A 26300-nucleotide genomic window follows, 5' to 3' on the forward strand; every position below is an offset into this window, starting at 1 on the left:
TGACTCGGCTTTATGTTTTCCATTACATGCTCGCCAAGAAGAGACTGGCAAAAGTGACATGTGTTTTTGATACATCCTGACAACGCATTATGTCAATCTTTATGTATGATAAAGCATACGCATCTTACCGATGCACAAGGAGGATCTGGTCGTGAATACTGTCGTGCATGATATTACTGTCAGACATCAAAAGTTTTCTTTCGATGGACTCAAAAAATACTATTTCAGCAAAAATCCCTTTTTGACCCATTATCTTTCCGTACTATCACTCACATTCCCTGAAGGCGAACGCATGTTTGTCCATAGTGTGCGTGCGGTTCGCGATCGGATTACCGATCCAATCTTACAAAAAGAAGTCTCCGCATTTATCGGACAAGAAGCGATTCATGGCAATGTGCATGAAGCATTTAACACTTATGTGCAAAAAAACCTTGGCGTAAAAACTCAAAAATATCAGAAAGAGATCTTTAACCAGATTAAACAGGCCAAAGAAAAAATCCCCAAGAAGCACCTTTTAGCCATGACTTGCGGCTTTGAACATTTAACTGCAATTCTGGGCGAGCATATGCTGACCCACCCCGAAGAATTTGATGATTTAGATCCAATTGTGCGCCCGATGTGGTTTTGGCACGCCCTTGAAGAAACCGAGCACAAGGCCGTTGCTTTTGATGTCTACCAGCACGTCTATCATGATGAAGAAACTCGGCTACGGATGATGAAAATTATTACCCGTATTTTCATTGCTCGTATCTTGATGATGACCGTCATGATTTCACTCAAAGACAAGAATGCCCGCTTTAATGTGCGTAAGAATGCCATTGCCATGAAACGTTTAGGCAGTATTGTTCGTAGCATCACGCCGGCCTATAAGGCCTATTTCTCTCCCACCTTTCATCCTAATGATCGTGATACGACAGCCTTAACTAAAGCATGGCGGGAACGCTTATTTCCCAGTGGCAATGAGCAAATGACTGCAATCTATGACAAAACCTCATAAGTTTTAAGCAACAATGATCTCCCCCTAAACGAGCGACTACAGAGCCTCTATGACTATTGCCCCACCATTTTTTGCTAGTGCACTCCAAGCCCGGATTCCCTTGGAGCTTGAAGTTCTGTATCAATCTTCAAGAACTGAGGTGACTGATGCTGATAAGCTGTTAGGCATTGAGCTGTTAATCGAAGCCTATTGTGATCTGATTGATACCTGCTTTGTGGGTTTGATTAATGAGATTCAGCGTCACCATGACTCCAAAGACTTAAACGAAGCGCATCGTATTTTGGATGAGATTAAAGAAAAAGCCCGCCATTATTTACGCTGGATTGCAGCGTTTATTGCGAAAGACCGCCTACCACCTGTGATTAAGCATTTTTATCAATTGATGCATCAATTAGATATCAACGGCTCGAAACAACCGTTTATGGCATTCAACTTGACGCCCAGTTTAGCCAAAGAAATTAGACAAGTCGTCGCTACACTTGAGGATGGCAGCGCAACGGATTTTAACGATGCAATAGAAATGTTGATTCGCGTCATTGACGAAGCGCTGATCCCACTGGTGATCGAACCTAGAAATCTGATGAAATTTAACTTCATCGTGAATAAGACACTCGATGGGGTGATCGCTCTAGTACGTGCGCTCTTTAAACGGATGTTGCGTAAATTGGCGCCCAAATTGCCGCAACAGTTATACCCACAGATTGCGGCTCATTTAAAAACTTTTTTAATCGTTTAATAAAGTTTTTAAACAATTATAGATTCAGGCGCCCTATGGCCTCCCACCCTGCCCGTGCATCGGACACTGTTCGTTCGATCAAGGTACTTACCGTAGGCATATCATGAATCAAACCTTGTGACTGCCCAATAAACTGCATACCTTGGTTAAGATTGCCTTGCTGTGTGGCGGCCTTTAACCGAGGTACCGCAGCGCCAAAGCATGCCAGTAAGTGAATCTGCTTAGGCTGCATGATTAACCCCGCAAAGATTTTCCATAAAGAAATATTTAATTGCAGCGCTGCTCGGCAAGCTTGCCATGCCGTCATGACAAAGGGCATCGGACTCTTGGTCAGGCGCTCAGCAGTCGAAGTCTGCATATAGCGTGCGGGTAGACCATCAAAGTGTGGGGAATAAATCGTGTCATGCTGATCTCGCTCCAGCACAGCTTGTTTGGTCACCGCATGCAAAGGACTTTCCTGACAGGTTGCAAAACGGGAACCCATGGCAATCGCATCGGCCCCTAAAGCCAGAGCAGCCAGTAAACCACGATGATCGGCAAAACCACCACAGCCAATCAGCGGAATCTTGATCTGATCAGCTAATGCAGGAATGAGTACTAATGTACTCACAGCTCCACCATGAGCAGCGGCTTCGTGCCCTGTCACCAATAACGCATCGACCCCTTGCGCCTCTGCCGCTAAAGCATGCTTGGCCGTGGTCACGGTCGCAATTACTTTCCCCCCATATGCATGACAGCGCTCAATAAGCCAATCGCCCTTCCCTAATGAAAAATTAATCACAGGTACCTTTAGTTCAAGCGCAACTTTGGCATTATCCGTCGCACCGGGCATCAGTAATGCACAGTTCACTCCAAAAGGCTTGTCAGTCAGCTCGCGCACTCGCTGTATGGCTTGTCGCGTTTCTTCAACGGACAATGAGCCCAAGGCCAAAATGCCCAAGCCTCCCGCGTTACTTACTGCAGCGACTAGCTCTGGTGTTGAAATCCAGCTCATTCCAGGCAGAATAATGGGATAGCGAATATTGAGTAATGCCGTAATGCGTGTATTCATAAATATTTGCCGAAATTAAAAGTATTGACGGTATGAAATGGTCTGGGCTATGGATTCTTGACTGAACTGGAAGATCTAACCATAACGCTATTCGCAGCGATATCCATTTGCAGATTGGATCAACTGACACCTTTTTTTGTTGCAAGATGCACTGTACAACGTGCAATCCCTCCTGTAAAACAAAGCAGCAATTAAGCAATTGATATTTCAAACATCAGTTGCCTATTCACAAACAGCCAAATGATGATAAGAGAGTATCGCGATGAAAGCAGGACAACGCAGTCGAACAGCCGATGGGGCCGCCGCTTTGCGCGCTAGCCATACCCTATATGCCAAAGAGCCCTTATTCTCTGATCCTTATGCACTCGCGCTCACAAGCTCAGGCTGGCAAAGAATTATTCGCCACCCACTCTTGCACCGTTTCACTTTACCTCGCCGCTTAAACCCCGTCGGCCTTCTAATTGGACAAGTCGTTGGACGTGCACGCTATGCCGAAGATCAACTGGAACTCGCGATTAAAGACGGTGTAAAGCAGTTTGTCCTCGTCGGTGCGGGCTTGGATTCTTTTGTGCTACGCAGGGGACATGACTTCCCTGAACTTCAAGTTTTTGAGGTTGACCACCCTGATACGCAAGCTGGGAAGAAATCCCAATTGGCACGGCTGGGTGTTATTCCTAATAATGTCGAGTTTGTGCCGATTAACTTCGAACAGGAGTCGATTGCACATGCTTTAGATCGAAGCACATATAAGCGCGAACAGATTGGATTTTTTTCTTGGCTAGGAACGACACACTACCTAGAACCACAGACAACGCTCAATACCCTCAAAGCTATCGCCGAATTTGCTGCAGTAGGTAGTGAGGTAGTGTTTGATTACTCAATCCCCTACCAACGCCTCAAAGGCTTTGAAAGATTAGGAAGCTACGCGCTATCGCATTTCACCGACTCCATGAGTGAACCTTTGATCGGACAGTTTATTCCTGAAATGCTGCACCAGACTTTGGACTTGATGGGCTATGAAGTATTGGAAGACCTGTCCGGGAGTGAACAGGATGCTCGTTACTTTCAGCAGCGTACCGATCATGTCCGGGCAACAGCAGCCACCCATCTCATTCATATCCGCCTCAAAGCTTCAAATAAATGATCTCGTGGGTATGCTGTTAATCAAAGAACTGACTGGGCGGCATGCCAAATTGCCGCTTAAACATCGCCGCAAAAGCACTCTGACTGCTATAACCCAGCCCTAAAGCCACTGTCAGCACTTTCTCTCCTTGCGCTAAGCGCTCTAGTGCCGCAAGCAGACGGATTTGCTGACGCCATTGCCCAAAGGTCATTCCGGTTTCTTTGCTGAACAAGCGATGAATAGTCTTTGGCGTGATATGCAAACGTTCCGCCCAGATTTCCACTGTAGTCGCATCATCGGGATTTAAGGTCAGCGCCGTGGTAATGACTTTCAGCCGTGCATCATGAGGATTAGGCAATTGAAGCGTCAGCGATTGAACATCTTTAATCTCATCAAGCAATAACCGCATGAGATGCCCAGCACGAGAATCTGGCTCATAGGGTAAAGACACATCAATCGCGCTCAACAATAGCTCGCGTAGCAAAGGCGATATCCCCACCACTTTACATGCAGTGAACAAGTCCGGTGCTGCATCTGGACGGATATATGCGGTCCGCATATGAACCTCACCAATCATGCGTACCCAATGCTCTACATGCGGAGGCATCCATACCCCTCGAGAAGGTGGCACAATCCATTGCCCCTGATCAGTTCCGATCAACATCACACCACGCACAGCATGAATGAGCTGTGCATGGGGATGATGATGACGGTGAGTCATGTAGCCATGGGGATAATCCATAGCCATCGCAGTGACCGGCAGACTGCTTTGATGAAATAATTTATATCGCTCATTGATCACTAATGACTCCAAACATCCAATAGTTTTGTAACCAGTAGTTCGATTTTATGTATAAATAAAGTAATATCTTTATTGCTGGCATGGATTCCTAAAATTAAGTCTAACGGATATTTCTGATTAATCCGATGCTACTGATTGAGATTCTATGAAAGTTGTTGACGGTGTACCTACCGTATCTAATACGCACAAAGGCATTCACTTTCAAATCCTTGGTGTGGTCTGTACAGCTCACTTTATCAATGACATTCTGCAATCCCTATTATTGGCGATCTATCCTGTTTTGAAGGGAACCTTCCATTTAAGCTTTGCACAAATGGGGTGGTTAACGCTCATTCACCAAATGACGACTTCATTGCTGCAACCTCTGGTCGGCATCTATACCGATAAGCACCCCAAGCAATATGCCATGGCGTTTGGTCTAGCGATTACGATTATCGGGATCTATGTCTTATCTACTGCCACTAGCTATGGATTGTTGATTATTGCGGCTGTATTGATGGCGATGGGCTCATCAATTCTACATCCAATCGCCGCCCATGCCTCCTCGTTAGCTTCTGGAAAAAGACAAGGTCTGGCTCACTCTGTGTTCCAAGTCGGCGGTAATATTGGTACCGCAATAGGCCCTTTGCTTGCCGCAGCGATTATTGTCAGCCATGGTCAATTCAGTCTCATATGGTTCGGGCTCATAGCGGTGCTGATTATACCGCTCCTGCTCAAAGCTGGATCATGGTATAAAGAAACACTACTCTTAAATACTGCCAAAACGCCTGACATTAACAAAGTATCGGGATTGCCTAAACGTTCGGTACAAATCGGACTATTCATTCTCGTGTTAATGATTTTTTCAAAGTTCTTTTATATCAGTAGCTTCACCAGTTATTATACCTTCTATCTCATGGCAAAATTTCAGATCCCTGTTGCACTCTCACAGGTCTATTTGTTTGCCTTTTTGTTTGCAGTCGCCATTGGCATCCTCTGTGGTGGACCTCTCGGCGATAAAATTGGCCGAAAAAATCTTATTTGTTTATCGATCTTAGGCGCAGGTCCCTTTACCTTGATGCTGCCTTATGCAAGTCTGTTTTGGACAGGTATTTTAAGTGTCATCATCGGTTTTACTATCTCCTGCGCATTCCCGACAATTATTGCTTTTGCTCAAGAATTGATCCCCAATAAAACGGGTGCAGTACTTGGCGTCATGTATGGGCTCGCGTTTGGTATGGGGGGGGTCAGTGCCGCGCTTTTAGGCGAACTCGCTGATCATTGCGGCATTATTTATGTCTACTCACTCTGCTCATTTCTCCCCATACTTGGGTTATTTGCACTCAGGCTTCCAAACCTTAAAAAATCCACAATCTAACTACCGCATGCAGAACACGAATTTGATCATGGGGAATCACGTTATATTCCTGCATAAAACCATGTCACTTTCTCGATATATATAGCCATATTCTCTCAAGAATGGCGAAGACAGGCCGCGTATGATTCAATCACGAATCCATTACTGCCTTGTTTAAAGCTATTGAGATGTTTATGAACATGATGAACACCGCACAGAGTCAGCCCCAAACCGCCAATCAGACGGGTTTTCGCGTACTGGGCGCAATCAGTTTCACCCACTTTCTCAATGATATGTTGCAATCCTTACTGCTTGCGATTTATCCCATTTTGAAGGGTTCATTTCATCTCAGCTTTGCCCAAATTGGTCTGGTAACCTTCACCTATCAGATTACCGCATCCTTGCTGCAGCCAATAGTGGGTGCCTATACGGATAAACATCCAAAGCCGTATTCTCTGGCATTCGGAATGACCTCCACCATGACCGGGATTCTGCTCTTGGCCTTTGCCCAGAACTTTGCCATGTTGTTGGTTGCGGCGGTTTTTATGGGAACGGGATCTTCGATTTTCCACCCAGAGTCTTCGCGCGTTGCACGTCTAGCATCGGGTGGCCAGCATGGCCTTGCACAGTCGATCTTTCAGGTCGGTGGTAATGTCGGCAGTGCGGTCGGTCCACTCTTAGCGGCTCTGTTAGTCGTTCCACATGGACAAAGCAGTGTCGGCTGGTTTGCGTTTGCTGCACTTACCGGTATTGCTATCTTGTGGAAAATTGGCGATTGGTACAAAGAAAAACAACGCGTGCTTGCCTCCAAGCCAAAGGCGATTGCCCCTGTATCGGCGCTGCCTAAACGCACCGTTGTGATTGCCATGACCACGTTGATGTTCTTGGTATTTTCTAAATACTTCTACTTAAGCAGCTTAACCAGTTACTACACCTTCTACTTAATTGAGAAGTTTCATTTATCCGTTCAAAACGCTCAGATCTATCTGTTTGTGTTCTTAGGGGCGGTTGCTGCTGGAACCATTCTAGGGGGACCAATCGGGGATCGGATTGGGCGTAAGCAGGTTATTTGGGTCTCTATCCTTGGCGTTGCGCCCTTCACCATGATGCTGCCTTATGCAGACCTGATGTGGACAGGGGTCTTGAGTGTGATTATCGGATTTACGCTGGCTTCTGCTTTCCCTGCCATCATTGTCTATGCCCAAGAACTGATGCCGAATAAAGTTGGACTGGTCTCAGGACTGTTCTTTGGCTTTGCCTTTGGTATGGGTGGGATCAGCGCAGCGGTACTGGGTAAGTTTGCAGATCTTTACGGCATTGAATACGTCTATCGTCTGTGTGCGTTCTTGCCCTTCATTGGCTTACTCGCAATCTTCTTACCCAATATGCATCGCGCAAAATCAAAAGCGTAATAGATAGACTGATCCTTGCTTGTGCAAATTTGCACAGCAAGGGTGAAAGATTGAGGAGTTTAAAAGACCCCTTAAATCCTCTAGTCTTACGAAGAATTTTTGGCGCTATATCCCCTTGAATCAAGTTGATAGCTAATCTATTTGGTCCATAACTAAGCGCTTTTGTGATTTTTTGTAATATGGCTAATTCGTGATATTGTACCTACTAGTATGTATGCTAGAGTATTTTTTGATGAAATCCACTGTATCTGATCACCCCGCAAAACCAGATTTGAATAGTAAAGAAGGTGATTCCCGCGAGCGCCTCATTGCCAGTACAAGAGAATTGCTCTGGAGTCGTGGTTATATCGGAACGAGCCCAAGCGCGATCCAAGCACGTTCTGGCGTCGGTCAGGGCAGTATGTACCATCATTTCAAAGGGAAACCTGAGCTGGCGCTTGCCGCTATAGAACGGAATGTTGAAGAGCTGATGCATGTTGCTGAATCGCGCTTTGCAAGTCAGGGGACCGCCATTGAACGGATTAGCGCTTATCTACATGCCCCACGCGATGCAATGCGCGGTTGCCAAGCGGGGCGACTCGTTCAAGATCCTGACGTGATTGCCAGCCCCGAATTACGCAAGCCGTTAACCGATTTATTTGAATTTGTACGTGTGCAACTGGCTCATATCCTTAGCACGGGTATCGAAAGCGGTGAGTTTGATCAGAATTTAGACCCCATCGCTACAGCAGACATGATTGCCTCCGTTATACAAGGTGGTTATGTCTTAGCCCGAGTCTCAAGAGATACTGCGCCGTTTAATCGCGCCATTGCTGCCACTATCGACATGTTGAAAAAACGCGCCGAACTTGGGCAATTGCAACGTACAGCAACGTTTTAAACATCGCTAAAACCGTGTTTGAAATCCATTGGACTTTTTGCGCCATAGGGTGATTTCAGAAGGATCTGATCAGCCAGTCATTGCTTTACCTCAATGTCGTTGTTCTGCTCAAGGACCGATTTTTTGCTTTACATATCCCGCTGTGCTGGAGTCTTCTTTTATGCTCGGAATTGTTCGTATCGCACTCCACCGGCCTTACACCTTCGTTGTATTGGCCATTCTTCTTCTGATCATCGGTCCACTGGTTGCCGTACGCACACCGACGGATATCTTTCCTGATATTAAAATTCCTGTTATTGCAGTGGTATGGAACTATACCGGTCTGCCTCCAGATCAAATGAGCGGGCGCATTCTGTTGCCATATCAACGCGTGCTCACTACAACCGTAAATGACATCGAGCATATCGAAGCGAACTCCTATACAGGCACGGGGATCGTCAAAATTTTCTTCCAACCCAATGTGAATATCCAAACTGCTAATGCGCAGGTCACTGCAATTTCACAAACGATCGTCAAGCAAATGCCAGCGGGCACAACACCACCGCTCGTGATCAACTACAGTGCCTCAACCGTACCGATTATCCAGTTAGCGCTTTCTGGCGTTGGATTGACTGAGCAAAATCTGGGGGATTTGGGGTTAAACACAGTCCGCACCAAGCTCGTCACGATCGCTGGGGCATCTGTACCCTACCCCTTTGGTGGTAAAACACGCCAAGTGCAGATTGACCTCGACCCTAAAGCCCTACAAGCGCGTGGACTTTCTGGGCAAGATGTCGCCAATGCACTGGCTGCACAGAACCTCATCACTCCTGTTGGTACCCAAAAAATCGATAGTTTGGAATATGCTGTTCAGCTCAATAACGCGCCGTCAGAACTGGAAGGACTCGCCAATCTGCCGATCAAAAACGTCAATGGCGCAATGGTCTATATGCGTGATGTGGCCAATGTACGAGATGGTAATCCGCCGCAAACTAATATTGTGCATGTCGATGGCGGGCGCTCAGTATTGATGTCGGTACTGAAAAATGGTTCAGCATCAACTCTCGCGGTGATCGATGGCGTGAAGCAACAAGTCATCGCACTTAAAAGCATCGTCCCCGAGAATCTCAAGATCGCGCTCGTTGGTGACCAGTCTGTGTTTGTGCGTGGTGCTATTAGCGGCGTGGTACTCGAAGGGGCGATTGCAGCACTCCTGACCAGTCTCATGATCTTATTGTTCTTGGGAAGCTGGCGCTCTACGCTGATTATTGCGACCTCTATTCCGCTTTCGATTCTGGGCGCACTAATTCTTTTGGCGACAGTCGGTGAAACGCTCAATATCATGACTTTGGGCGGACTGGCCCTTGCAGTCGGCATTTTGGTGGATGATGCGACGGTCACCATTGAAAATATCAACTGGCATCTTGAACAGGGTAAGCAAACCGAAGAGGCCATCTTGGATGGTGCTGCGCAGATCGTAACACCCGCTTTTGTTTCACTCCTTTGTATATGTATCGTGTTTGTGCCGATGTTTTTCTTGGATGGGGTCGCACGCTTCTTGTTTGTGCCGATGGCTGAGTCTGTCATGTTTGCAATGATCTGTTCATTCATTCTGTCGCGAACCCTCGTTCCTACGATGGCAAAGTACCTGCTCAAACCGCATGAACCCTATACTGATGAACACGGCCATGGCTTAACCCTACCACGCAGCAAGAACCCTTTAGTTCGCTTTCAGCGCAACTTTGAGAAACGCTTTGAAGCCGTGCGTGATGTTTATCATGGCTTATTGGCTTTGGCTCTGCGTAACTACAGACTCTTTATCACTGGCTTTATGGTCTTTGTACTGGCGTCTTTCCTGCTCGTCCCCTTCTTAGGCAGGAACTTCTTCCCCACAGTGGACTCAGGACAAATTCTAATCCATGCACGTTTACCCGTCGGTACCCGTGTTGAAGATGGCGCAAGTCAGTTTGCACAAATCCAAAAGACCATCCGTCAAATTATCCCCGCTAAAGAGCTGGAGACGATGACAGATAACATTGGTTTCCCTGTATCTGGGATCAATATGGTCTATAACAATACGGGGATCATTGGATCTTCAGACGGTGACATTCAGATTGCTCTGAATGAGAAACACCAGCCAACCGCCAACTACATTCAGAAGCTACGTGAAGAATTACCTCGGCTTTATCCCGGCGTGACCTTCTCGTTTGTGCCTGCCGATATCATCAGCCAAATTCTAAACTTTGGTGCTCCGGCCCCGATTAATTTACAAATTCGTGGTCCGAAATTGGATGCGAACTTTGTTTACGCCAATAATTTGCTTGCAAAACTCAAGCATATTCCAGGCATAGCCGACGTGCGTATTCAGCAATCACAGAAAAACCCCTCGCTGAATATCAACGTGGATCGTACTCGTGCGCAATTGGTCGGACTGACAGAAAAAGATGTCACGAATAGCTTGGTCGTCAATCTCGCAGGCTCAAGTCAGGTGGCACCGACATTCTGGTTGAATCCGCAAAATGGCGTGCAGTATCCGATTGTGATTCAAACCCCACAATATCAGATTGATACCTTAAACAGTCTGAAGAGCCTGCCCATTACCTCAAGTAGTCCATCTGCTAATACGTCACCACAAGTGCTGGGTAGTGTGGCTGACATTGAACGAACAAGCAGTAATGCCGTGGTTTCTCAATATGACATTCAGCCTTTAGTGCAGATCTATGCCACGACACAAGGGCGTGATCTGGGTGCGGTCGCTGCTGACATTCAAAAGGTTGTTGATGCCACGAAAAAAGAGCTTCCGAAAGGCGCCAATGTCTACCTATTGGGTCAGGTTCAAACCATGAATAGTGCCTTCTCGGGACTACTTTTCGGCTTGCTTGGTGCCATCGTACTGATCTACCTTTTAATCGTGGTGAATTTCCAGTCATGGAGCGACCCTTTTGTCATCATCACGGCTCTGCCTGCTGCTCTTGCGGGGATTGTGTGGATGCTCTTTGCCACCCATACCACGCTTTCTGTGCCAGCACTGACGGGAGCAATCATGTGTATGGGGGTCGCAACTGCAAACAGTGTTCTGGTCATCAGCTTTGCCCGTGAACGACTCGCCGAGATTGGTGATCCGATCAAGGCCGCGCTTGAAGCTGGATTCGTCCGTTTCCGCCCGGTCCTAATGACCGCACTGGCCATGATGATCGGTATGGCGCCCATGGCGTTGGGCCTCGGTGAAGGCGGTGAGCAAAATGCACCCCTCGGGCGAGCCGTAATTGGCGGTCTCTTTTTCGCCACTATCGCTACCCTACTCTTTGTACCCGTCGTGTTCAGTCTCGTGCATCGCAACCACGGTAAAGACAAACACGGAAAGCCTCATAATGCGTCGAAAGACGACGATAGCAACGCTATTCCTACCCAAGGAGAATCTCATGTCTGAACAATCACCACAGGGCATCCCACAAATTTCATCGAAAAAACTCGGGGTTGTTGGCGCAGGTGCAGGAATTGTGCTGGCGCTCGTCGTCGCCATTGGCTTGGTCTCTCGTGCATCAAGTAGCACACAGTTAAAAGACTGGACCGAAGCCCAAACGATTCCAACCGTATCGATCACAGTACCCGCCGACAGTCAGTCCAAAGCAACGCTGGATCTGCCTGGTCAACTTTCGGCCTACTCTCAAGCACAGATTTATGCACGTGCCAGTGGCTACCTGAAAAGTTGGAAAGTCGATATCGGTGATCATGTCAAAGCCGGACAAGTGATTGCTGAGATTGAAACACCGGATCTTGATCAACAGCTTGCACAGGCCAAAGCCGATATGGCCAATACGCAAGCCGCGCTGACCCTTGCCAAAGCAACTGCGAGCCGCTGGAAAGCATTGCCTGCAGATGCCACCTCTCCGCAAGAAGTGGATGAGAAAAACAGTGCGCTTGCAGCACAATTGGCGCAGCTTAAATCAGCACAAGCAAATGTTGATCGTCTGCAAACCTTGCAAAAATTTAAATACATCACGGCACCCTTTGATGGCATTGTGACTGCACGGAATACCGACATCGGTGCCTTGATCAATGCCAATGGTTCAAGCAGCAATGGTTTACCCTTATTTGAAATTTCTGATACCCGTAAACTTCGTGTCTCGGTGAATGTCCCGCAAAGCGACGTTGCAGGAATCAAGGTAGGCACTGAAGCGACATTGACCACGCCGACCCATCAAGGTCAGACCTTCACAGCAAAAGTCAGTGCCTTCTCGCAATCTGTGAATGCCAATGCGGGAACGACGTTGGTGCAGTTTGAAGTCAATAATACAGATGGCTTATTGCTCCCCGGTGGTTTCGTCAATGCGAGTATTGATCAGCACAGCACACCAGCTGCGGCACGTCTGCAAGTGCCTTCTAGCGCTTTGCTCTTTGATAAAAATGGTCTACGTGTTGCCACGGTTGATCAGAATAACCATGTTGTGTTTAAGACCATCACCATTGCTCGTGATGCCGGCAAATTCATTGTGGTGGGATCAGGACTTGCAGCAACTGATCGCGTGATCAGCAATCCACCTGATGGCCTCGCTGCAGGTGATAGCGTCAAAATTGCTACAGCGCCAAAGCCTGACACGAAAGCCTAATCACAGCTGTTTTGACTCTAATCCATAAAAAACAGCACCTATTGGTGCTGTTTTTTTATCTCTACAGTGAGGGATTATTTACCCAAGAATTTAAACAGACCTTTCTTTGCTTTTGGCACGCGACCATCGAAGCTCAAGATACCGTCTTCAAACGTGCTCTTCCGTAGCGTCACACGGTCAGCCAGATAATTGTTCAAAACAATCCACGGTGCTTGTGAACCCTGACGTGGCAACGTGCTTGCGGCACGGCGGATATAGCCCGCATGGATACTACCCATCACGGTATCTTCGGTTTTGTAACCGACGAGATCACGTGCAACCACTTCTTTATAGTCTTTCTTGTCCATAAAGTTGATCAGACGGCACAGATATTCAGCGGCGATATCCACTTTCAATGTCCACGATGCATTGGTATAACCAACGATCAAGGCAGCATTGGGTACACCCTCAACCATAATGCTTTGATACATCAAATGATCATTCGGATTTAGTTTTTCACCATCCACAATCACCTCAGTACCACCGAGCATCTGCACATTCAAACCTGTTGCAGAGACGATGATATCTGCTTCCAGCGTTTTGCCTGATTTCAGTAAAATACCGGTTTCTGTGAAACGTTCAATATGATCCGTTTCGATGCTGGCAGAGCCATTTTTAAGGACCTTGAACAAGTCACCGTCTGGAACCACACACAAGCGCTCATCCCAAGGATTATAACTTGGTGAGAAATGACGCATGTCAACGTCTTTCCCGACTTGGTGCTTAACTGCAGCAAGCAATAAGCGACGTACTGCTTTTGGATTCTTTTGTGACAAACGATAGATCGCACGTTGTAATCCGATATTACGTGCACGGGTCAAACCAAAGGCGACTTTTGATGGCAATACTTTTTTCATCGCATCATATGCAAAATCGATCGATGGGACTGCAGCGATATAAGTCGGCGAACGCTGAAGCATGGTCACATGTCCAGCAGTACCGGCCATAGAAGGCACCAGAGTAATGGCGGTGGCACCACTACCAATGATCACGACACGCTTACCGGTGTAATCAAGGTTTTCTGGCCAATGCTGAGGATGAATGAGCTGACCCTTGAATTTATCTTGATCTGGGAACTCTGGGCTATAACCCGCGTCGTAGTTATAGTAGCCTGTACAACCGAGCAAGAAATTCGCAGTCCACTTCTCGTTTTTGTTCGTCGCTTCATTATGAACCGTTAGGGTCCACAGCTTTTGCTTAGAAGACCAAGAGGCTTGCTTAACATGACGACCAAAGTGAACTTTCTTTTTAATGCCGTACTCTTCAGCAGTTTCATTGACGTAGTTACGGATTGATTCGCCATCAGCCAAAACTTTAGATTCTGTCCATGGTTTAAAATGATAACCAAAGGTCGACATATCAGAGTCTGAGCGAATACCTGGGTATCGGAACAAGTCCCAAGTTCCGCCAATCGCTTGACGGCGTTCCAAAATGGCAATACTCTTTTTTGGACATTCGCGTGATAAATGACACGCAACGCCAATCCCCGAAATGCCCGCGCCTACGATTAAAATGTCAAAATGCTGCTGGCTCATGAGTCACCCGAAATCTATCTATTTAAAAACGAGCCGCTAACATAGCCACAAAGTTGACAATAGTCAATGTCAATTAGAGCAAAAACTCCAATTTCATTGCAATTTGACATCAAACTTGATCTAAATCAAATTATTAAATTATTTAAATTTCTAGGACTTATTTCCATTATCTGCCCAGTGAACCATATCAAGACACATCTTTTCTAAGCAATCTGGATCACTTTGCGATAACGACTAATCACCAGCGCAATAATTCCCGCCAATAACCCCCAAAATGCAGCACCAATTCCCCATAGAGTTATACCTGATGCGGTCACAAGAAACGTAATCAGTGCCGCTTCACGCTCTGCCTCTTGATGCAATGCCGTCGCAAGACCATTGGCAACCGTACCAAATAGCGCAAGACCTGCAATCGCCAAGATCAACTCATGAGGAAACGCGAGAAATAACGAGGTAATCGTTGCCCCAAAGATACCAATCAAAACATACAGGATTCCAGCAGAAAGCGCTGCGGTATAGCGCTTATGCGAATCTTCATGAGCTTCACGCCCCGTACAGATTGCAGCGGTAATTGCTGCCAGATTCAACGCAAAAGCCCCTAGAGGTGCTAGCACAGCATTCACAATCCCAATCCAGCCCATGATTGGTGAAATTGGCGCATGATAGCCAGAAGCACGCAGTACCGACACGCCAGGAATATTCTGTGAGGTCATGGTCACGATAAATAAAGGTAATCCGATCGCCAATGATTGCATACTAAATACGGGCATGATCCAAATCGGCGATGCGAACTGAAATTGCACGACATTAAAAGTCAGTAGATTGGCAAAGCCTGCATAAATGACACCGACGAGTAAAGTCAGCATAACGGCATAGCGCGGCTGAAAACGTCTGGCAAACAAATAGACCAAGAACATGCCAAACACCATCACGAATTGCGATGTCATTGCAACAAAGACATTCATGCCGAATTTAATCAAGATTCCGGCGAGCATCGCTGACGCAATTGAAATGGGAATTTTGCGCATGGTACGTTCAAAGAGTCCCGAAAACCCAGTCAGAATAATCAGACCTGCTGAAATCAAAAAACCACCGATAGCTTCAGCCATACTCAGTCCACTGGCACTACTAATCAGGAGTGCTGCACCCGGCGTAGACCAGGCGGTCACAACCGGCATCTTGTAGTACAGCGATAAGCCAAAGGAGGTCACGCCAATGCCGATGCCCAGTGCCCAAATCCACGACGCAATTTCAGCGGGACTGGCTCCTAGTGCCTGTGCCGCCTGAAAAATAATGACCGCTGAACTGGTAAAGCCAACGAGTACGGTTACAAATCCTGCTGCGACCGTTGAAACAGAAAAATCTTTAAGGATGGACATGACAGGGTGAAGCTCTTTCATAGATGAACCAGATAGTTAGACAATAGCGTACTCGGGAATCACAGCCAAGTCTTGCAAGTTAGCAACAGTATTTTTTTCGATACCAGAAAGCACCACGCCTTCACAGCGACTCAAATTAAAAGACTCACCTGCAGTCAGGAAGTAATCATGGTCATCGTTTGCACAGGTTAGCCACACCGTACCATCTACACACTGGATAGACTGATATTGACCGTTTTCGATGCGGATTGGCTGCTGACTTAATGCGTGCTGCATCATCGTCACTCCTTATTGTATTGAAGACGCTATTGTCTAATTTACAAAACAATAGAAACAGATATAGATAATTTTTTTTGTACCTAGTACAGTTATAAAAATGATATATCTGTTACTGTCCCTCAAGGTGACTACTGTATTTCATCCTGAACTTAAACCAGAGCAATTGTGATGAACGCATTTAATAAACCGTCTCCAATCCCCCTCCCCGCTACGTTTAATCTGGGTGAGACCGCGACGGATTTAGAGGATGCGACACCACGCTACCGGCAACTGGCGGCACGTTTACAGCAACTGATTGAACAGGGAGCCTTTCCCAGTGGTAGCCGCTTGCCTTCGGTACGCATGCTGGCGGAGCAAGAGCAATCCAGTCCAGTGACCGCATTGACGGCGCTACGCTATCTAGAAAACTTAGGATTAATCGAAGCGCGTCCAAAATCAGGCTACTACGTTCGAGCCAAATCGCTCCTCTTAAAAGAACCACGGAATACGACGGTAACCGAAGCGGCCAGCGAAGTAGCGTTGAGTAAAACCATCATGCGCGTGATCAGTGCGGCCAGCCGTCCGAATCTTGTGCAGCTCGGCGCCGCTTCGCCCAATCATGTGCTATTTCCTGTCAGCCGCTTGCGCAAGTTATTGACCGCCAATAACCGGACTATGCTTGAAGCAATCGGCAATTACGACATGAGTATGGGGCATCCTGAATTACGCACCCAGATCATCAGACGCTATGCGCATTATTCCGTATTGCTCAAACCTGAAGAGATTATTGTGACCGTGGGTGCCATGGAAGCGCTCAATCTGTGCTTGCGAGCAGTGACCCAACGCGGAGATACCGTTGCTGTTGAGTCACCGATTTATTTTGGCATCTTACAAATTATTGAAAGTTTGGGGCTCAAGGCGCTTGAAATCCCAACGAGTGCACGAGATGGCATTTCAGTTGACGCACTGGAACTAGCGACTCGACTTAAAGGACAAGTCAAAGCGCTGATCATCATGCCAACGATTCAAAATCCGCTGAGTAGCGTGATGTCCGATAGTGATAAGCAATATGTTGCGGAATTAATGGAGGAACGGAGGATTCCCATCATTGAGGATGACATTTACGGTGAGTTGTACTTCGAGCATCATCGGCCAAGACCGCTCAAAGCATGGGATAAAACTGGCAACGTCATGCTGTGTAGTTCATTCACGAAGACGATTGCCCCCGGTTTTCGTATCGGCTGGGTTGCTGCAGGACGTTGGCAACAGGAAATTACTCATCTGAAATTTACCAGTAGTGTTGCCACCACATCACTCTATCAAATTGCCCTTGCGCGCTTTATGGAAACAGGCGGTTATGACCATCATTTACGTCATCTCCGTGAAGCGTTCCAGTTGCAGATTCGCCGCGTCTCTGAAGCGATAGAGCGCTACTTCCCTAGAGGAACATGCCTCTCTCGTCCACGCGGGGGATACCTGCTCTGGGTCGAGCTACCCAAGCCCTGTAATACCTTGAAGCTGTTTGATTTGGCTTTGGCCGCAGGCATTTTCACCATGCCCGGCTGTTTATTCTCAACCAGTGAGCGATTCGATCATCACTTGCGTATCAATTGTGGTGACTTATGGACACCACAGATTGAACACGCGTTAAAGCAACTGGGGGAACTCAGTCAGCGCTGTATGGAATAAGCTCGGCTGATTATGACTTCGCCTTATAGCTGGTTTGCTTTTGCATCTTCCAGAAGTCGGTGGCATTTTTACCGGACTGTTCGATGCTGAGCAACAGCGCCTCATAGATCACCATGCAGGCATTCAGCACATCATCCATCGGTTCTTTGAATCCACCAATCGCCCAGCGTGTTGCAAGGTGAGACACATAGCCAGTCAGTCCCGTCGAGATCAATGATACGAGTGCCATATACTCTTGAGCACGCGGTACCATCAGGGCAATAAACGACTGCGTCATGACATCAAAACGTTTCACCGCTTTATAGATACTGGCGCCATCATTCTCATGAACCAGAATTGCATCAATGAACAAAATCCGCGTCACACGTTGCTCATCACGCAGCAATTGAAAGAATGCGGTTAATCCCAACTGAATCATCATGCGTGGGTCTGGTGCTGCTTGCATGACCGCTGTCATGATGCGCTGCTGCAACTCCTCAATGAGACGCATATAAATCGCATCAAAGAGCGCTTCGCTGTTTTTGAAGGACTCATAGAAATAGCGCTCGGTCAGCTTGGCTTCGATGCAAATATCACGCACAGTCACCGAGAAGAAGCCTTGCGTGCCATAAGCTTGCAGCCCCGCTTCCATTAAACGCTCACGGCGTTCTGCCTGACGCTCTTCCAAGCTCATGCCTTTAAAACTGCGACGCTTGGTCGTCGTTGCCGCGGCATTAGCCTCTTTAGCTTCCGTGGATAAATCTGTCACAGTGGTTTGCTCATTTTCTGCAGCAGAATGACTCATGCCCGCACCTTCTATCGGTAAAGTAGTCCTATTAAAATGGGTTTGATGTTAGACATCATTTTTTAATTGTATCACGCCAATGCAAACAACAAATATTCATATTGACAATAGTAGTTGTCAAACTTATAGTGGCGACCAGCGATAATAACCGCCGCATACTAAACTTAAGAATCAATACAGACAGGATTTTAAGCTATGAAAAACTTTAAAGGCAAAGTTGCCGCCATTACCGGCGCAGGCTCAGGTATTGGACAACAACTGGCGGTTCTTCTCGCAAAAGAAGGGTGTAACCTCTCCCTGTCTGATGTCAGCGAAGCAGGTCTTGCCGCTACTGTAGAATTGGTTAAGCCATTTAAAATCAATGTTACCACACAAAAAGTTGATGTGTCAGATCAGGCACAAGTTGCTGCTTGGGCGAAAGAAACCGTTGCAAAACACGGTCAAGTTAACCTCATCTTCAATAATGCAGGCGTTGCCATGGGCAGCACTGTGGAAGGCATGAGCTATAAAGACCTCGAGTGGATGATGGACATCAACTTCTGGGGCGTGGTTTACGGCACCAAAGAATTCTTACCACTACTGAAACAAAGTGGGGATGGTCATATTATCAATATCTCTAGCCTCTTCGGTCTCACAGCACAGCCAACGCAAAGTGCATACAACGCCAGTAAATTCGCGGTTCGCGGCTTTACCGAATCCTTACGCCAAGAATTGGACATGCAAAAACTTGGTGTAAGCTCGACCTGTGTACACCCTGGTGGTATCCGCACCAACATCGCAAAATCGGCACGCATGAGCGACAGCTTGAGCACCCTCGGTATGAATGCGCAAAAGAGCATCAAAGACTTTGACAAAATGCTGCGTATCCTTCCAGAAGAAGCAGCACGTCAAATCCTGAATGCCGTACGTCATAATCAACGTCGCTTGCTCATTGGTAACGATGCAAAAATCCTTGATCTGATGCAACGTATCATGCCACAAGGCTATCAAAAGGTATTTGGTACGGTTACCAAACTCCAAGCGCGCCTGAGTGCCTCGAAAAAAGCGAAAGCAAAAAAACTGTCTTCGTAATATTTGCTCAATAAAAGCACTAAAAACTGAATAAAGCCGAACACTCTGTTCGGCTTTATTCGTTTATACTAAAACAAGAAGTGGCGATATAAGCCACCATAAGTACCAACGTACTTTTAGCATTGCACCTCATAGACCTTTTTACATCAGAGCTGTAAAGCCATGTTAAGACGCATCGCTTTTGTTATCTTTTTCAGCAGTGTTGCGCTCAATTTTGCGTGGCTGGGCTTTATGTCGTTTGACTGGAAGATCATCCCCGCAGCTCTAATCGCATGGTATCTGGCAGATGCCTTATCGGGGGTAATCCATATGTATATGGATTATCGTCCTTGTACGGAAAATGTCGGACTCGGTCAGTTATTTTTTTATGAAGGTTCGCGGGAGTCCGAAGAATACCTCTCAATGCGCCGCGCTGCGATGGCCCGTATCAGCTTCTTTGAACGCGTCGTCTTTGACTTCAAAAACCATCATCCTCGCCCACTGGCACTCGGTCGTCGTAGCTTTATCTATCAAACCACCTCGATTATGGTCTTTGTCTTCCCATTGTCGGTACTACTCAATATCGTCTGCTCGTTATGGACATTACCCAGTTGGTTGTTGGTGGGCTTGGATGTCTTGTTGCTGGGGATGATTTTGACGCAGTATTTCCATGGTACGCTGCATCGTGATGATAATCCATGGATCATCCATGCCATGCGTAAGACTACACTCCTCATGACCCCCACCATGCACGACATCCATCATGCGACTCTGGATCGTGACTTTGCGACCATCAATGGCTGGTCCAACCCTGCCGTTAACATCATCTTTAACTACTTTAAACAACAAGGCAAGATGGATCGCTCCGGACTTGAGCCCAACTAGCGCCAAACCCAAATCCAATCGCCAGATGCACAAAAGCCGAACATTGCTGTTCGGCTTTTGGCATTCTAACGTCTAGGTGTAGCGGTTTCCCACCCCAGCCAAGATCCTCGCCTGATGACTCTATAAAATAAAGCCCGCAGAATTAGAATATACGAGTCGGCTCAAGGACTCGGGGCGAACATTAGAAGCAATACCCCACGAAGTCAAGATAATTCGTCTTCGCTTAATGCGTAATATCCGTTGGTTCACGTTGCAGTACCGCCCGCTTGATCACGCCCGGCAACAAGATAAAGAAAAATATGCAGAAGATCAGTAGCATCACAAACAGCCCTTGTCCCGCATAGCGGTAGTACAACCATGCCGCAAGCTCAAGCTCGAGCGCATAACCCGCCATCAAGACCATGCCCACGGCAGCCCCCATGACACCCGCTCCTTGCGGTGATGACGTCATGACAAAGCGATACACCACAGCAAAGGCAAAGCCCTGTGCAAACGCGAAACAAGTCATACCGAGCGTAATAAACCATGCTGCATGTTCAGGAAAGACAAACACAGGCGCAGTCAATACCAATCCCAACGCCACGAAATAAGGGGACCACTGCACGGGACGTGCAATCGGCCAACGATCCGTGACTTTCATCAGCAGCACATTACCCACCACCAGTGCCCCAATCACGGGGATTTGGCACAGACCGTACTCCATTGGTGTCATGCCTGCATCTTTGATCAGGATGACGGGTGACAGCCCGATCCAAACGATGAGCGGTACGCCAAACAGCGACATACAGGCTGCTGCTTTGACAAAGGCAGGCTCGGCCAAGAGCGTACGATAGTCAGTCCAAATCGCTTTAAAGGAAATTGGAGACGCCGGTTTAGTCTTATCCACGATCATGGTTTCCGGCATATGAAAATAGAGCGCGATAACGCTCAGTACAACGACTACAGCTATAAGCACAAAGCTGACTTGCCATGACCAGACCGATACCACGGCCGCACCTAATACAGGTCCTACCAGCGGTGCCAGTAGTGCAACGTTTGCCATCATCGCCATGACTTTCACAGCAGCCTTTTCTTCAAAGCCTTCCTGAATGGCGGCGTAGCCCACTGCCAAGATATAGCACAGCCCCATGCCCTGCACGATGCGCCACAACATAAACGTTTCGATATTCCACGAGAACAGAATAAGCAATAAGGAAAGCGCAAAAACGGCAGCACCAAAGATCATCACAGGACGACGTCCTATCCGATCAGACAAAGGACCCAGTAGCCAAGTAATCAACGTGCCGCCGATCAGATAAGCCGTAAGTGAACGCGCCACCCACTCAACACCAGCGTGATATTCCCTAATCACGGCAATCATGCCGGGTTGGATCATGTCATTGGCGATATATGTACAAAACTCAAAGAGTACAATCGCCAGTGGAAACATCAGCGTTTTGCGATTGAGGGTGGATATTTTTTGCATGCAGGACTTCTAATCATTTTAAGTTTTACTGTTTGGTCGGCATTATAGTCTGTTCAAATTACAGCTTTGTATAAGTCCTATGAAAACACATGAATATTTAATCAGTATTCTCTACCATAAAAAAAACGCCCCTCACGGAGCGTTTTTTTTATTTCAGTTAAAGAACTTAAGAATTACTTCTTATCTTCTTTCACTTCGGTGAACTCTGCATCCACAACGCCGTCATCATGCGCATGTCCTGCAGGCGCTTCGCCACCTTGTGGCTGAGCTGCTTCAGCTTCTTGATACACACGTTGCATCAATGGCATAGAGACTGCAGACAGTGCTTCGATTTTCGCTTTGATCGCATCGATATCATTGTCTTTGGTCGCTGTTTCTAGTTCATCGATAGCCGCATCGATGGCTTTTTTCTCATCTTCGGTAACTTTGTCGCCCAAGTCTTTCACTGCTTTTTGAGTGCCGTGAACGAGTTGATCCGCTTCGTTACGCGCTGCAGCCAGATCAACAAATTTCTTGTCTTCTTCTGCATTCGCTTCAGCATCACGAATCATTTGTTGGATTTCTTCATCCGACAAACCTGAGTTGGCTTTGATCTGGATACTTTGCGCTTTGCCAGTACCTTTATCTTTTGCCGACACGTTCAAGATACCGTTCGCATCGATGTCGAAGGTCACTTCGATTTGTGGCAGACCACGTGGTGCTGGTGGAATGTCGGTCAGATCGAAACGGCCGAGTGACTTGTTCTGCGCAGCCATTTTACGTTCACCTTGGTAAACTTGAATGGTTACTGCAGGCTGGTTGTCATCCGCAGTCGAGAACACTTGTGATTTCTTGGTTGGAATCATGGTGTTCTTTTCAATGATCGGGGTCAACACACCGCCCATGGTTTCGATACCCAGGGTCAATGGGGTCACGTCAAGAAGCAACACGTCTTTCTTGTCGCCTGACAGAACCGCACCTTGAATTGCAGCACCAATTGCCACGGCTTCATCGGGGTTCACGTCTTTACGTGGCTCTTTGCCGAAGAACTCTTTAACTTTGTCGATCACTTTCGGCATACGGGTTTGACCACCAACCAAAATCACGTCAGCGATGTCGTTTGCAGTCAAGCCAGCATCTTTCAATGCAATCTTACATGGCTCAATGGTACGTGCGATCAGATCTTCAACCAGACCTTCCAATTTTGCACGGGTGATGGTCACGACCAAGTGTTTTGGACCGGTTGCATCAGCAGTGATGTAAGGCAAGTTCACTTCAGTGCTTTGTGCTGAAGAGAGTTCGATCTTGGCTTTCTCAGCTGCTTCTTTCAGACGTTGCAATGCGAGTGGATCATTTTTCAGATTCACACCTTGTTCAGTTTTGAAAGTATCAACCAAGAAGTCGATCAGACGTAAGTCAAAGTCTTCACCACCGAGGAATGTATCACCGTTGGTTGCCAATACTTCAAACTGTTGATCGCCATCAACATCAGCAATCTCAATAATCGATACGTCAAAAGTACCACCACCCAAGTCATAAATCGCGATTTTACGGTCGCCTTCACGCTTGTCCATACCGAATGCAAGTGCTGCAGCAGTTGGTTCGTTGATAATACGTTTAACATCTAGACCCGCAATCAGACCTGCGTCTTTAGTTGCTTGGCGCTGTGCATCGTTGAAGTATGCTGGAACGGTAATCACCGCTTCAGTCACTGGCTCGCCTAAGTATTCTTCTGCAGTTTTCTTCATCTTTTTCAAGATTTCAGCAGAAACTTGTTGAGGTGCCAATTTTTTACCATTGACATCTACCCATGCGTCGCCGTTTTCAGCTTGCACGATTTTGTATGGCACCATGCCGATATCTTTTTGAACCACGTCATCGCTATAACGACGACCGATCAAACGTTTGATCGCGAACAAGGTATTTTTTGGGTTGGTGACCGCTTGGCGTTTTGCGCTTTGACCCACCAGAATTTCTGAATCTTTGTATGCAACGATCGATGGCGTTGTACGTGCGCCTTCAACGTTATCAATAACTTTTACTTTGTCGCCTTCCATCACAGCGACACATGAGTTGGTTGTACCTAAGTCAATACCAATAATTCTACCCACGTTATTGCTCCTTCTCTAAAATTGTTTGGTTAACAATAGTTAGCCTAGCTAAACCATTGTTAAATTCATTTGTTTGGCAGCAGCGCTGCATGTGCTATTGAATATGCGTCTCTTGCGTTGTTTTTCAAGGCTAATCAATAAATATTATTAAAAAATTGATTAACTTTAAAAACTTAAACTCATACGACCTGTCACACTTCTCTAGCAAAAACTGACGTTAATCAACGCCTAAAACCTTACTGACCTACAGTGACCATCGCAGGGCGAAGTAATCGACCCGACAAGCTATAGCCTTTTTGCAATACATTTCCGACTTGGCCTTCTGGCGCATTTGGATCAATACCCACGGCTTGATGCTGATCAGCATTGAATGCTTGACCTGCTGGATCAATGACGCTGATATGGTGTTTTTCAAGGGTGGTTAACAACGCTTTATGCGTCAGTTGCACGCCGTCCAATAACCCTTGATTACTATCTGCAGGCGCAGCAGCGATAGCACGCTCTAGGTTATCCACGACATCCAGCAAGCTGCCAGCAAATTTCTCTAATGCATATTTCTTGGCATTATCGGTTTCACGTTCAACACGCTTCTGAAAGTTATACATATCGGCATTGGCACGTGCCTGTACATCTTTAACCTGCGCTTCAAGTTCAGCAATCTTGGCAAGCAGTACTTCAGGATCTTGCTGAACATTTGTATCTTCAACTGCAGCTTGTTCTGCTGCAACATCAACATCTACTGTGCTTTCGGGAGTTTGTGACTGAGACATAACAAACCTCTTGAATAAAAAACTAAAATAATAAAAACAACGTAAGCGTGCGGTGCGAAGTGCCGACCGCACGGTGTGATATGAAATCATGTCAAATGGGTTGGGTTTGATACGTATAATTCAAGGCAAATAATCCATAAATCATCAATTTTTACCCTAAAAACGAACGAAAACTGACTACAGCGTGCAAATTGTTTGTCAAAACCTATCGATCAAGCGCAATATAGCGCCGCTTTATGTTTGAAAAATTCAATTTCGGTGAGCAATGCACACCACCCAAAATTGCGGGAGAGCAAAGTGGCAAAACTAATCAATCAAGTTATCGCGCGTGCGGAAAAATTACAGGGCACCACCGCTCGACTGACCGCGCGATTGCCAGCATTTAGTCAACGTGCACTGGCAAAAGTCTTAGGTTTTGATAACCAGCACCCGACCCTCGATTCACATCTACAGATGCTTCTTGCCGTACGTAACTTAATCAACAATGCCGACTTGATTGGTCATAACCCAGAAAAGAGCCGCCGACACTTCCGTAAAGAAATGGCCTCTATCATTGGCACACCGACACCAGTTGGCAGCACCAAAGACTTCACGATTCCAAGCCGTAGCGGTGAGTTAAAGGTTCGCCACTATATCCCTGCTGGCAAAAATACTTCTCCACTACCGCTCTTGGTATTTTTTCACGGCGGTGGTTTTGTTGTCGGTGATATTGATACCCATGATGAACCTTGTCGTTTGTTCTGCAAGGAAGCGAATGTCCATGTCTTGAGCATCGACTATCGATTGGCACCAGAACACCCAGCCCCAGCCGCGATTGAAGACTGTGTGGATGCTTTAAAATGGGCTTATGAACACGCCAAAGAATTAGGTGTCGATGCCAAGAAAATCGGCGTAGGCGGTGACAGTGCAGGCGGAAACATTTCAACCGTCGTCAATCAGGAAACCGTAGGCAAACCTTATGCACCTGCTGCTCAGCTCCTGATTTACCCTGTGGTGGACTTGCTCCACCACTATCCAAGCCATGACACTTATGGTTCAGGTCTATTCCTATCCCGCACCGATATGGATAATGCAAAAGAGTCTTACCTCAGAAACAGTAAGTATAGTTTAAAAGATGCGCTGGTTACCCCAATGGCGGGTAATCTAGCAGGGCTTGCTCCTGCACTATTGGTTACTGCTGAACTCGACACCTTACGTGATGAGGGTGAAATGTACGCGGTCAGATTGAACGAAGCTGGCTCTCACTGTGTCGCCCATCGTGTTGAGGGTCAGGGACATGGCTTTATCAATATCACATCAATCAATAAAGCCGCCTATCAAGCGACTGTCAAAATGGCGAAAGATTTCCGTGCATTATTGGATGGTAAAATTTAATCCTCCGTACCAATGCGTCAGTAAACTGTAGATTTAAAAAAGCCCAATCATAAGAT

Annotated in this window: 21 protein-coding genes; 12 read left to right on the forward strand and 9 right to left on the reverse strand. The window is 46.8% G+C overall.

Annotated features, from left to right (window positions below; all coding sequences use genetic code 11):
• Window positions 1-151 precede the first annotated feature (151 nt).
• Window positions 152-997 (forward strand): metal-dependent hydrolase, encoded by an 846-nt coding sequence (locus HYN46_RS11515; RefSeq protein ID WP_162818175.1) that lies wholly within the window; start codon window positions 152-154, stop codon window positions 995-997.
• 49 nt (window positions 998-1046) lie between these two features.
• Complete coding sequence (locus HYN46_RS11520; protein ID WP_114899519.1) at window positions 1047-1733, forward strand: hypothetical protein; 687 nt, start codon at window positions 1047-1049, stop codon at window positions 1731-1733.
• A 16-nt stretch (window positions 1734-1749) separates the two neighbouring features.
• Here the strand turns inward: HYN46_RS11520 and HYN46_RS11525 are convergent, their stop codons facing one another.
• Entirely contained in the window at window positions 1750-2784 is a 1035-nt protein-coding gene (locus HYN46_RS11525; protein ID WP_114899520.1) for an NAD(P)H-dependent flavin oxidoreductase, read from the reverse strand.
• 262 nt (window positions 2785-3046) lie between these two features.
• Between HYN46_RS11525 and HYN46_RS11530 the strand changes: the two genes are divergently transcribed.
• Entirely contained in the window at window positions 3047-3928 is an 882-nt protein-coding gene (locus tag HYN46_RS11530) for a class I SAM-dependent methyltransferase (RefSeq protein ID WP_114899521.1), read from the forward strand.
• A 16-nt stretch (window positions 3929-3944) separates the two neighbouring features.
• Here the strand turns inward: HYN46_RS11530 and HYN46_RS11535 are convergent, their stop codons facing one another.
• On the reverse strand, window positions 3945-4709 hold the full coding sequence (locus tag HYN46_RS11535; protein WP_228254803.1) for an AraC family transcriptional regulator: 765 nt from the start codon (window positions 4707-4709) through the stop codon (window positions 3945-3947).
• A 145-nt stretch (window positions 4710-4854) separates the two neighbouring features.
• Here HYN46_RS11535 and HYN46_RS11540 point away from each other — a divergent pair, with 145 nt between their 5' ends.
• The 5 genes from HYN46_RS11540 to HYN46_RS11560 all read left to right on the forward strand — a co-directional run bounded on the left by HYN46_RS11540 (window position 4855) and on the right by HYN46_RS11560 (window position 12926).
• Window positions 4855-6066: an MFS transporter gene (locus tag HYN46_RS11540; protein WP_114899522.1), complete on the forward strand. Its 1212-nt coding sequence runs from the start codon at window positions 4855-4857 to the stop codon at window positions 6064-6066.
• Between the two features lie 149 nt (window positions 6067-6215).
• The gene (locus HYN46_RS11545) at window positions 6216-7457 is read left to right on the forward strand and encodes an MFS transporter (RefSeq protein WP_407640758.1); all 1242 of its coding nucleotides are present in this window, start codon (window positions 6216-6218) and stop codon (window positions 7455-7457) included.
• Between the two features lie 232 nt (window positions 7458-7689).
• Window positions 7690-8337, forward strand: a complete 648-nt coding sequence (locus tag HYN46_RS11550) for a TetR/AcrR family transcriptional regulator (RefSeq protein WP_114899523.1) — start codon at window positions 7690-7692, stop codon at window positions 8335-8337.
• Between the two features lie 160 nt (window positions 8338-8497).
• Window positions 8498-11746, forward strand: coding sequence for an efflux RND transporter permease subunit (locus HYN46_RS11555; protein ID WP_114900731.1), 3249 nt, complete (start codon window positions 8498-8500; stop codon window positions 11744-11746).
• Entirely contained in the window at window positions 11739-12926 is a 1188-nt protein-coding gene (locus HYN46_RS11560; RefSeq protein WP_114899524.1) for an efflux RND transporter periplasmic adaptor subunit, read from the forward strand. Before HYN46_RS11555 ends, HYN46_RS11560 begins: the two co-directional genes overlap by 8 nt.
• A gap of 74 nt (window positions 12927-13000) precedes the next feature.
• On the opposite strand, the gene HYN46_RS11565 is transcribed toward HYN46_RS11560, so the two are convergent.
• The 3 genes from HYN46_RS11565 to HYN46_RS11575 all read right to left on the reverse strand — a co-directional run bounded on the left by HYN46_RS11565 (window position 13001) and on the right by HYN46_RS11575 (window position 16158).
• Window positions 13001-14500, reverse strand: a complete 1500-nt coding sequence (locus HYN46_RS11565) for a flavin-containing monooxygenase (RefSeq protein ID WP_114899525.1) — start codon at window positions 14498-14500, stop codon at window positions 13001-13003.
• 203 nt (window positions 14501-14703) lie between these two features.
• Complete coding sequence (locus HYN46_RS11570) at window positions 14704-15879, reverse strand: benzoate/H(+) symporter BenE family transporter (protein ID WP_114899526.1); 1176 nt, start codon at window positions 15877-15879, stop codon at window positions 14704-14706.
• Window positions 15880-15915: 36 nt separating this feature from the next.
• Window positions 15916-16158, reverse strand: a complete 243-nt coding sequence (locus tag HYN46_RS11575; protein WP_114899527.1) for a DUF2917 domain-containing protein — start codon at window positions 16156-16158, stop codon at window positions 15916-15918.
• 168 nt (window positions 16159-16326) lie between these two features.
• Between HYN46_RS11575 and HYN46_RS11580 the strand changes: the two genes are divergently transcribed.
• On the forward strand, window positions 16327-17826 hold the full coding sequence (locus HYN46_RS11580) for an aminotransferase-like domain-containing protein (protein ID WP_114899528.1): 1500 nt from the start codon (window positions 16327-16329) through the stop codon (window positions 17824-17826).
• Between the two features lie 10 nt (window positions 17827-17836).
• Here HYN46_RS11580 and HYN46_RS11585 read toward each other — a convergent pair whose 3' ends face one another.
• Window positions 17837-18610 (reverse strand): TetR/AcrR family transcriptional regulator, encoded by a 774-nt coding sequence (locus tag HYN46_RS11585; protein ID WP_114899529.1) that lies wholly within the window; start codon window positions 18608-18610, stop codon window positions 17837-17839.
• Between the two features lie 195 nt (window positions 18611-18805).
• Here HYN46_RS11585 and HYN46_RS11590 point away from each other — a divergent pair, with 195 nt between their 5' ends.
• Window positions 18806-19681: an SDR family NAD(P)-dependent oxidoreductase gene (locus HYN46_RS11590; RefSeq protein ID WP_114899530.1), complete on the forward strand. Its 876-nt coding sequence runs from the start codon at window positions 18806-18808 to the stop codon at window positions 19679-19681.
• A gap of 162 nt (window positions 19682-19843) precedes the next feature.
• A complete protein-coding gene (locus tag HYN46_RS11595) occupies window positions 19844-20545 on the forward strand; it encodes a fatty acid desaturase CarF family protein (RefSeq protein ID WP_114899531.1) in 702 nt (233 codons plus the stop codon).
• Window positions 20546-20768: 223 nt separating this feature from the next.
• Here the strand turns inward: HYN46_RS11595 and HYN46_RS11600 are convergent, their stop codons facing one another.
• The 3 genes from HYN46_RS11600 to grpE form a co-directional block, all read right to left on the reverse strand.
• Window positions 20769-22010, reverse strand: a complete 1242-nt coding sequence (locus tag HYN46_RS11600; protein WP_114899532.1) for an MdfA family multidrug efflux MFS transporter — start codon at window positions 22008-22010, stop codon at window positions 20769-20771.
• A 173-nt stretch (window positions 22011-22183) separates the two neighbouring features.
• Window positions 22184-24100: a molecular chaperone DnaK gene (gene dnaK, locus HYN46_RS11605; RefSeq protein WP_114899533.1), complete on the reverse strand. Its 1917-nt coding sequence runs from the start codon at window positions 24098-24100 to the stop codon at window positions 22184-22186.
• Between the two features lie 236 nt (window positions 24101-24336).
• Window positions 24337-24870: a nucleotide exchange factor GrpE gene (gene grpE, locus HYN46_RS11610; protein ID WP_114899534.1), complete on the reverse strand. Its 534-nt coding sequence runs from the start codon at window positions 24868-24870 to the stop codon at window positions 24337-24339.
• 297 nt (window positions 24871-25167) lie between these two features.
• Here grpE and HYN46_RS11615 point away from each other — a divergent pair, with 297 nt between their 5' ends.
• Window positions 25168-26244 (forward strand): alpha/beta hydrolase, encoded by a 1077-nt coding sequence (locus HYN46_RS11615; protein WP_162818176.1) that lies wholly within the window; start codon window positions 25168-25170, stop codon window positions 26242-26244.
• The last annotated feature ends 56 nt before the right edge of the window (window positions 26245-26300 follow it).

Origin of the sequence: Aquirhabdus parva (assembly GCF_003351745.1) — a bacterium.
GTDB classification, from domain to species: Bacteria; Pseudomonadota; Gammaproteobacteria; order Pseudomonadales; family Moraxellaceae; genus Aquirhabdus; species Aquirhabdus parva.